Genomic DNA, 8799 nt, shown 5'->3' with positions numbered 1-8799 from the left:
TGAGCCGCCTCTCAAAGCGAGAGGACTCGGATCCTATGAAGTTGGCAAACTGCGTCTACGCACACCTAGAGCTGACCGGATTTTTGGTAGTCATGAGACGATTTCTCCTCAACCGCGACCCAGATACACCATGACCGTGCAAGTGCCGTGCCAAAGGAAAATCACGCCAAAACAATTAAGTGGCGCTACTAAGATGACTAGTGTCCGACATTGTCGGACATTGGACGCAAGCATCTGAGGAAGGCTCGAGTTTGTCGCGCGCGTGCGGGTTGTCGGACAGGACGCTGCCAGGTTCAGGCCAGAAGCTCTAAAGGCGATACCGTGGCGATCCGGGCGGTGGAGGTACGCTGCGTCTTCGCGATTGCTCAACGCGCGCCACGGCGTAACAGAAACGGCCGAGGATAATCGCCGCTGGATGAAAGTTCAGTGGCATGTATGGACGTATATGGACCCCGCCCGATTGCAACAGGTCGGCTAGATCAAGATCGTCGGTCACAACTGCTGACGTATATCCGGCTTCCTGATGCGGCTGGACAACGTCGTCGCCGCGAGCCCCGATGGATTTTCGCGGGCTTCCACCTCATCGGCCCCTAGACATTGGCCGAAGCCAAGCCGGTCCACACACCAGGTTCGGGAAGCGACGGAATGACCGTTTCACCATCTCCTACCATTTTGCTGCAATTGCTGGGGTGAGACCTCCTTCTGTTATTCCTTCGTTTGCCGCTTCGCCTTAAGCTGCTTTCACCGATGGTGCGTGCTCGTAGACTGTGCCGCCCGAGAGCATGGCCCACACGATCCTCGCATTCTTGTTGGCGAGCGCGACAGCCGCGACATTGGGATGCCGCCTTTGCCGCAACTTACTAAGCCAAAGGCTTCGAGGATCCTGCTTGCCCGCTGCTTTGCCGAGCGCAGCGCGAGCGCCATGGATCATCAATGTGCGCAGATAGCGATCGCCGCGCTTGCTGATACCGAACAGGCGGGCTCGCCCTCCACTGGATCGTTGTTTCGGCACGAGACCGAGCCATGCCGCAAACTGGCGGCCGTTCTTGAAGCAAGTTCGATCACCTACGGCAGCGATCAAGGCTGTCGCGGTCACAGGGCCGATACCTTCGATCTTTCCAAGCCGCTGACATAGTTCGCTGTTGCGAAAGAGCTCCCGAACCCGCCGATCATAAGATGCAATGCGTTGGTCCAGTTCGGCCAACTCCGTTTGCACTTCTCGGATCAGCACCCGCACCAATTCATTGAGACCATCGTCGCTGCCCCCCGTAATTTCAGCAAGGGCCCGGCGCAGCCGTGGGATGTCGCGGGCAATGACCACTCCATGCTCGGCTAGAAGTCCACGAACCTGATTAACGAGCTTGACCCGATCTGCAACCAGACGGCTGCGAATGCGATGAACCGCTTGAATCGCCAATTGATCGGCTGATTTCGGCGGAACAAAACGCATCGTCGGGCGGCCTACGGCTTCGCAAATCGCTTCAGCGTCATTCCGATCGTTCTTGTTGGACTTGACGTATGGCGTCACGAACTGAGGGCTGATCAGCCGAACCTCATGGCCGAGATCGGAAAGCACCCTTGCCCAATAATGCGCTCCGTTCGAGGCTTCCATGCCGACCAGACATCGTGGCAGATTGGCGAAGAAGGGGGCTACCGCATCGCGGCGTAGCGTTTTGCGCACGACGACTTTCCCGTGGCAGTCGACACCGTGAACCTCGAAGACGTATTTCGCTAGATCCAGGCCTATTCGAACGATCTGCATGACATCCTCCTTCGTTGCAGTTGGCGTTCGAGATTTCACCTCGCCTGGAGGGCGGGGTCCATACCATTGGCCTCCGCAGGCAAGGGCTTTCTGACGTTGCTGCCAGATTGGTCGGGTGCAGGCATGTATTCGGCCTTTGAGTGCGGCCTATTGTTGCCGCTGGCCCTGATGAAGTCCGCTGATCGGATCCCAGAAAGGTCAACGCGCTTTTAAGCGGCACCCACTGAGCGGGTTTGTCCGATCCCGGCTCGACCGTCCGTCATCACACCATCAGCGCCTCACCAATCTCGGCAATCCTTCTCGACTGCTCAAACGGCGGCCGAAGCCTCAAAGCGTCGTCCGGACATCATTAGCGCCCAAACGACCCGCGCCATTTTGTTCGCCAGGGCGACGGCGACGACGTTGTATGGCTTCTTCATCAGAAGATCGGCCGCCCAGCGAGTTGATGGCGCTTTTCCTGTTCGGCTGAAGCGGCGTACGGCATGGGCACCGACCACGAGAAGGCGGCGGAGATAAGGATCGCCCTGCTTGCTAATCCTGCCGAGACGGTCCTTGCCGCCCGATGAGTTCTGCCGCGGCACCAGACCTATCCAGGCCGCCAGCTGCCGGCCGGATTTGAAGAGCGCTACGTCTGTCACGGTTGCGGCGATAGCGCTTGCAGTGATCGGGCCGATTCCCGGAACTGTCTCCATGCGTCGGCTCAGTTCATTCGAGCGATGCCAGGCATGAATCTGGCGATCCATCTCGCTGACCTTCTCGTGCACTTCCCGCAATTGCCCGATCAGCGGAAGAAGCGCCGACTGCGCAAGCGGCGAGATGAGATCGTGATCATCATCTTCAACCAACGCGATCAGCATTCCGACGCCAGCAACACCCTGGCGGGTCACGATGCCGAACTCCGCCAGGTGGCCGCGCAAGGCGTTCACCAGCATTGTCCGTTGCCGGATCAAGAGCTCGCGGACCCGATGCAGCATCAGTACGCTCTGTTGCTCCTCGCTCTTCACCGGAACGAAGCGCATCGTCGGCCGGGCCACCGCCTCGCAGATCGCCTCGGCATCCGTCGCATCATTCTTCTGCCGCTTCACTTTACATATGGCTTGACGTAGGATGCAGGCATCAGCCGAACGTCGTGACCCAGTGACATAAGAACCCGAGCCCAGTGGTGCCCCGTCGCGCAAGCCTCGATGCCGATTAGGCACGGCGGCAATGCTTTGAAGAACCCAGCGACATCATCGCGGCGAAGCTTGCGACGGACAACGACAGCATCAGCGCCATTGACCCCGTGGACCTGAAACACCTGCTTGGCGATACCAGACCAATTGTGGTAATCTTCTCCATGGACGGCTCTCCCTCATGTGACTTTCGACAGCCACACTTTGGCACCGTCCACCACATCAGGTCACCGTCCCTGGCGCAGATCAGGTGACGCTTTCCTTTTCGTCCAGTTCGTTCGCCTCGACCTGTTCGGCTTCTTTAAGCCCGAGGAGAAGCTGATCTTCAGTAAGTGTTTCGGCGCGTCGGCCCGCTGGCGCTGCAATCCTCTGATGATCTGGCGCAGATAGGCATTTTCCGCTTCGCGCGAAAGCACCATCGCTTTGAGCGCATTCAGGTCACTCGGGGCGCAGGTGCAGGCGGCACGGCCGGTCCAGTCCGCGAGTGTCAAACGGTCGAGAGCGATGTCTCGCCGCTTGCAGATTTTTGGCAGTCTGTAGAGAGTGAGGTGATCGGCGCATTTGGAGACGGCGACTAGGCTACGATCGCTTTTGTCGGAATGCCACCTTCGATCAGTCTTGCGGGACCCTGGTAGGCCGGCGGGCGCGCATGAAGTCGGATCACCAGCATCGCTATAGAAACCGAGGGGACCACACCTCTTCGATCAGTATTTTCCAGCCTGCTCAAGTTGCTCGAAAAGCTCTTGTACGTTGTTTTCAAGAAATGCTTCCTCTCCGTTCCGATGGATGAGTTCAAAGCTTATCCCCGTATTAGGGCATCGAGAAGAGAATGCTTGTGTTAGGCCAGGTCCCTCAATAATGGTCGTGTCGAACGACAATCCCCGCGCTCTAAGCGTATTGACCGCCGCCGACACATCGTCGACAGCTAATGCAACATGAGCTAGACCTACCCCGTAATTTTGGACAAGTTGAGACACCTGCGACTCTGGCTCTGTGCCTTGGCAAAGTACAAAGCACATGTCGTTCCGAACCATGTCCGCATACACCATCCCAGTCTTCTTACCCTTTATATGCAAACGCCGCCTAAGCTTAAAGCCAAGGACATCTTGAAACAGGTGGATAGCGTCATCTAGTTTATGAACCGCCAAAGCTATGTGATCAATGCTGTGTAATCGAGGGTCATGATGGCCATTTGCCTCGATAGATACTTTCAGAGAGCCATCAGACGGCGAACCCACGGGATAAGTCATTTTTTTTGAGTCCTTCTGTTTAGGTGACGCAGCCAATTTAATGATCAAGCCATAAGCTTGCTAACAGCCTGATTACACATGAGTAGCCTCGCGTACGGGAATGGTCCATTTTTGCGTGGTCGTGGGACAATTTCTGCTCAGTGTGAGCGCGTTTGTCGATGACTTGCATTTAACATGCCAACGGAAAAAACAGGCGCTGGCGTCTGGAGCGGTTTCGCCGCTGACAGGGGGCAGGTCAAGCCGGTCAGGTTCACGCGCTTTGAAGCGGTGGGATCCCGATCGTCTGGTCAGGATCATGCGCGCGGAGCGCAAGGCATGATCGCCTCAGGAGTTGTCGTTTACGTGTCGTGCCACCAGATCCGGAGAGCATGAGGAACTGTGGGGCGGTTGGTGGCGGAGGCTCTCTGAACGGGCCGGAACGGATGCGGTGCTTCTTGATCTTGTTGTATAAGGTTTTGCGGGTAATGCCGAGCGCGGCGGCAGCTTTGCCGCGGTGAAGCTTGTTCCGGCGCAACGCGTCGATGACCCATTCTCTCTCCGAAAGGGTCGTGGTCCCTTTGGTTGCCGGTTTGGCTCCAAGAACCGGAAGGACCCGTTCCGCCGTGATAATGTCTGCAGCCGCTCGAACAGCCGCCGCGAACCGAACCGAGACAGGGTTTTGGTGGTCAGCGAGCCGGACATGGCATCGTCATCGAGCAGTCTTTTGACCACCTCCCCCGCCCCCTTGGCGCGCAACTTTGGCATCACCGCAGCAAGCGGCTCGGCGCGCTGCGAAAGTTCTGCGGCCAGCCGCAAGGCATCATCCGCGCCCTGGGCCAGCGCCAGGCACGCCGCCCTTTCAAATTCTTTTTGCTCCCCCGGCCGAATCCGCTTGGCGCGACCGTCACCGGTTCGGAAGGCTAGAGCAAAAGCCTGGGCCATCAGCAGCGGCACCGGCCGCGGCCAGCGCAGCTTTTGCGCCAGAACCAGATCGGCGCACCACCACGCCAGCAATTCCGCTCCCGGCGACAGGGCAACAACACGGCTGGCGGCTGCCGCAGCTGTAAACGGCGCCGGCCGGCCGGCGCGCATCACATCGTCAATCGCACCCGGGAGATCGGCAAAACCGTCATCCCAGCGCAGCCCGAACTGATCGACCTTCAGCCAGCCTCGCGACGTCGATCGCCGGCGGCCGCGATGCCAGCTGCCGCCACGCAGCCAAAATGTTCCCGGCGGGGCCGGGATCGCCGTCAGCAGGACGCAGATACCAGGCATTGCGTAGCGCGGCCTCATCCTCGGAGCGGCCGGCTAGGCGCACGGCGGCAACGGCGCATTTCAAGGCAAGCCGCTGCCGCCAGGCGCCGGCCCAGGAAGGCTGCGGCGCCCGTGCGAGGCTGTCGAGCGCGCCCAAGGCGGCGCCGGCCTGGAAGGCGGCGTCGGCGTCGCTCGGCCCGCCGCCGGCGGCAAGCGCCCAGGCCGGGACGGTCGGCGGCGAGGCGGGACTGGCGGTCGCGGGATCGAGGCGAATCATGATTTCGAGGGTAAAGCGCCGGTGCGCTTTGCGCTAGAATTTTTGCGCCAAAACGCACAGCCTGTCGGCGTGATAAAACGAACGATAATTGCATTATCGTTCGTTTTTGTCATTACGTTAGAAATGGCCGCTGTCGCCCGCGGTTCAACGGTCGCAGGAGAGTGTCAGCGACCTTTTTGAAGACTGGTGGTCATTAAAGGAGGTTGGACGATCACGGTGCACGGGCATCTGCCACAGACGCTTTCAACCCTGCGGGCGCAAGTCTGTCACCGGCCGGTAGAAGATCACACGCACCGACGGAACAAGCTGGTTGAGGTAATCGAAATCCCCAACATTGCCGGTCAGGACCGTCGCGCCCAGCAGACCGGCCTGGTGCAAGATCAGCGCATCGTTGAGGAAGCGGCGTTCATGGCCCTCCCCTTTCGGCAGACGGCTCAGCCGGAACAGCAGGCCGGCAAGCATGCCGGCGCGTCCCCAGGCGGTGGCGTCGGGTGCATGCAGCCGGTGCACTGGAATGTCTTCATCGTGCCTGCAACCACTTTCAGGACCGACTTCGTCGTGGGGTGCGCTGGGTCGAGCCGGCCGAACAGGTGGCTGAGCTCGGCAAGGCAGACGGCCGAGTGCTGACAGAGCCTATAGATCAGAAGGTCATCGACCACTTTGGGCGTGCGCCCCTGAAGGACATCCAGATAGACGCTCGTGTCGAGAAGCAATGCACCGCCGACAGGCGGCTGGTCCCCTGCCCAGGACAGAGCGGAATCCGGCCGCCGTTCCAGCCCGCCGGCACGCCGCTGTGGTTTGAGGGAACGCAGTGCGCTCCCGAGATCAAACGCCAAGATCAATGTCTGCGGAGATGCTGCCCTTGCGGCGGACGAGCTGGGCGCCAAAATCGTCCTCGAGGGCCAGCCGCGACAAGGCGAGCTCCAGCAGCTCAGTGTCGGAGGTCACATGAGCGCGCTTCTTTGCCGCCTCGATCAATTCCGACGGCACCCTCCCGGAAAGGCGTGTGTTCTTGGCCGCGCCGAGAAGGCCGACCGCCCTCGCCTGCTCAAGCACCAGACGGTTCCGGGTGTGGGCGATCCGCTCCTCGCTTTCGGCTGCCGTTGCGCCACGTACGCTCATCCTGGATTCTCCTGTTGAACGAAACATAAGGGATGTTGAACATGAAGGCAAGGATCGGCACTGAGAAAGAGGGCTCTAGGAGGGTCAACACTGGATCGGACATGGTCCGTCGCCCGGTCATGCTATAGCACGACCCAGCGTGTGGTCGTACGCGACCGGCGCAAATCCCGGGAGCTATTGGTCAAGCACCTCGCGGTGGACAATTGGGCGCTTTGGTCGCACGTTGGGGCTCTCAGAATCGCACCACTGTGACATTCAAATGATCGAGAGTTTCGATGGGCAGTCCCCGCAATTTCATGACGCCCATCGACGCGGTCGACACCAGCGACCTGCCTGACATTGTCGACGTCGTCATGGAAATGGGGCACCCGGATGAGGCTCCCTCCCCTCCCACGCAGGTCCTCGACCCGCGACAAGCATCACTGCCTGCGCATCTCGAAAAGCTGGCCGACCGCGCGCGCGATTACGTCGAGGCGGCGAGTTCGGCAAACACCCGTCGCGCCTATGCCGCCGACTGGAAGCATTTTTGCGCCTGGTGCCGGCGCCAGGCGTTTGATCCGCTGCCGCCAGATCCACAAGTCGTCGGCCTCTACATCACGGCCCAGGCCTCAGGATCGGAACGGGACAAAAAGTCTGTGTCGACCATTGAGCGCCGCCTGTCGTCGCTGACCTGGAACTATACGCAACGCGGTCAACCGCTCGACCGGAAGGATCGGCATATCGCCACCGTGCTCGCCGGTATCCGCAATAAACACGCCTCCCCTCCCCGTCAAAAGGAAGCCATCCTGCGCGACGATCTTGTCGCCATGCTGGAAACGCTCGATCGTGGCACGCTGCGCGGTCTGCGCGGCCGCGCCATGTTGCTTTTGGGCTTCGCCGGCGGCCTGCGCCGCTCCGAAATCGTGGGCCTCGATGTTGCGCGCGATCAAACCGAGGACGGCTGCGGCTGGATTGAAGTTTTCCCGGACAAGGGCGTGCTGGTTACGCTGCGAGGCAAGACCGGCTGGCGCGAGGTCGAGATTGGCCGCGGCTCGTCCGATGCCACCTGCCCGGTCGTCGCCCTGCAGACCTGGCTGAAGCTGGCCCGCATCGCGCATGGCCCCCTCTTCCGCCGCGTCACGGGGCAGGGCAAAGCTGTGGGCGCCGAGCGGCTCAACGATCAGGAGGTGGCGCGGCTGGTCAAACGCGCGGCCTTGGCCGCCGGCGTGCGCGGTGATCTTTCCGAGGGCGAGCGCGGCCAAAAGTTTTCGGGCCACTCGCTGCGTGCCGGCCTCGCGTCCTCTGCCGAGGTTGACGAGCGCTACGTGCAGAAGCAGCTTGGTCACGCCTCGGCAGAGATGACACGCAAATACCAGCGCCGGCGCGATCGCTTCCGCGTCAATCTAACTAAGGCATCAGGATTGTAGAGTGCGGTACGCCCCCCAGCCGCAGGGGACTCTGGATGCGCCAATCCACCCCGGCGCCACAGATCCAACCGTCAAGTTGATGGGTTTCCAAGGTTTATTGGTGCGGCGCAAGCCTCCAACTTGAGGAGCTGTTCCCAGCTGGGAACTCAAAGTACGGGTTGTGCGAGAAGTTTGCTTCTCGATGAGTTCTCCAGGATCCTTCGCCGACACGTGGACTAGCCCCCGAGGGAAGTTGCCTGGCGACTGCAGGAGCCTCTTGCTCGACGCTGGAGGAAAGTGCGCGTGGACAGGGCGCCCACGTGCCAAACGGTGCTGATTGCTGTCAAATCGCATGGGACGCCTGGCGACAGATCCGAGCCGCTGAGTTGCCATTCGCGAGAGTCGCTCGGCCCGGAAGGAATGCCTCGTTGCAGGGTAGGGGCCGTGGGGCGTCTAACTTGTCAGCCTGGGGCGATCACCGAAGTGGCATCGGAAGCGGCGCGGCATGGCTGCATCACAAACACAACCCATCGTCTCCGACGCAAAGGATGGTGACTCCCCTAGGACTGCGCGAGCTCAGTGCCTCCTCCGTCACAAC

The 8799-nt window shown here is 60.5% G+C and carries 6 protein-coding genes and 4 pseudogenes; 1 reads left to right on the top strand and 9 read right to left on the bottom strand.

Features of this window, described 5'->3' with window-relative positions:
- Window positions 1-730: 730 nt before the first annotated feature.
- The 9 genes and pseudogenes from NKH90_RS20560 to NKH90_RS20520 form a co-directional block, all read right to left on the bottom strand.
- Complete coding sequence (locus NKH90_RS20560; protein ID WP_352820625.1) at window positions 731-1762, bottom strand: IS110 family RNA-guided transposase; 1032 nt, start codon at window positions 1760-1762, stop codon at window positions 731-733.
- Window positions 1763-2070: 308 nt separating this feature from the next.
- A pseudogene (locus NKH90_RS20555) lies at window positions 2071-3100 on the bottom strand (IS110 family RNA-guided transposase).
- A 277-nt stretch (window positions 3101-3377) separates the two neighbouring features.
- Window positions 3378-3559, bottom strand: a pseudogene (locus tag NKH90_RS20550) (IS66 family transposase); the annotation flags it as partial.
- Between the two features lie 79 nt (window positions 3560-3638).
- Window positions 3639-4232 carry a VOC family protein gene (locus NKH90_RS20545; protein ID WP_352820624.1) on the bottom strand — a complete coding sequence of 198 codons (594 nt, stop codon included), beginning with the start codon at window positions 4230-4232 and terminating at the stop codon, window positions 3639-3641.
- A 202-nt stretch (window positions 4233-4434) separates the two neighbouring features.
- Window positions 4435-4698 carry a helix-turn-helix domain-containing protein gene (locus NKH90_RS20540; RefSeq protein WP_352706557.1) on the bottom strand — a complete coding sequence of 88 codons (264 nt, stop codon included), beginning with the start codon at window positions 4696-4698 and terminating at the stop codon, window positions 4435-4437.
- 152 nt (window positions 4699-4850) lie between these two features.
- Window positions 4851-5267: pseudogene (locus NKH90_RS20535) on the bottom strand (DUF1403 family protein); the annotation flags it as partial.
- A 25-nt stretch (window positions 5268-5292) separates the two neighbouring features.
- Window positions 5293-5694, bottom strand: a complete 402-nt coding sequence (locus tag NKH90_RS20530; protein WP_352706556.1) for a DUF1403 family protein — start codon at window positions 5692-5694, stop codon at window positions 5293-5295.
- A 243-nt stretch (window positions 5695-5937) separates the two neighbouring features.
- A pseudogene (locus tag NKH90_RS20525) lies at window positions 5938-6530 on the bottom strand (type II toxin-antitoxin system VapC family toxin).
- Entirely contained in the window at window positions 6520-6816 is a 297-nt protein-coding gene (locus NKH90_RS20520; RefSeq protein WP_352468047.1) for a hypothetical protein, read from the bottom strand. The pseudogene NKH90_RS20525 and the gene NKH90_RS20520 overlap by 11 nt, the downstream one beginning before the upstream one ends.
- Before the next feature lie 275 nt (window positions 6817-7091).
- On the opposite strand from NKH90_RS20520, the gene NKH90_RS20515 reads away from it, so the two are divergent.
- Complete coding sequence (locus NKH90_RS20515; protein ID WP_352706551.1) at window positions 7092-8222, top strand: site-specific integrase; 1131 nt, start codon at window positions 7092-7094, stop codon at window positions 8220-8222.
- Window positions 8223-8799: the final 577 nt, after the last annotated feature.

It is taken from the genome of Mesorhizobium sp. M0898, assembly GCF_040319695.1.
Taxonomy (GTDB): domain Bacteria; phylum Pseudomonadota; class Alphaproteobacteria; order Rhizobiales; family Rhizobiaceae; genus Mesorhizobium.
This window is presented reverse-complemented; position numbering and strand designations above follow the sequence as displayed.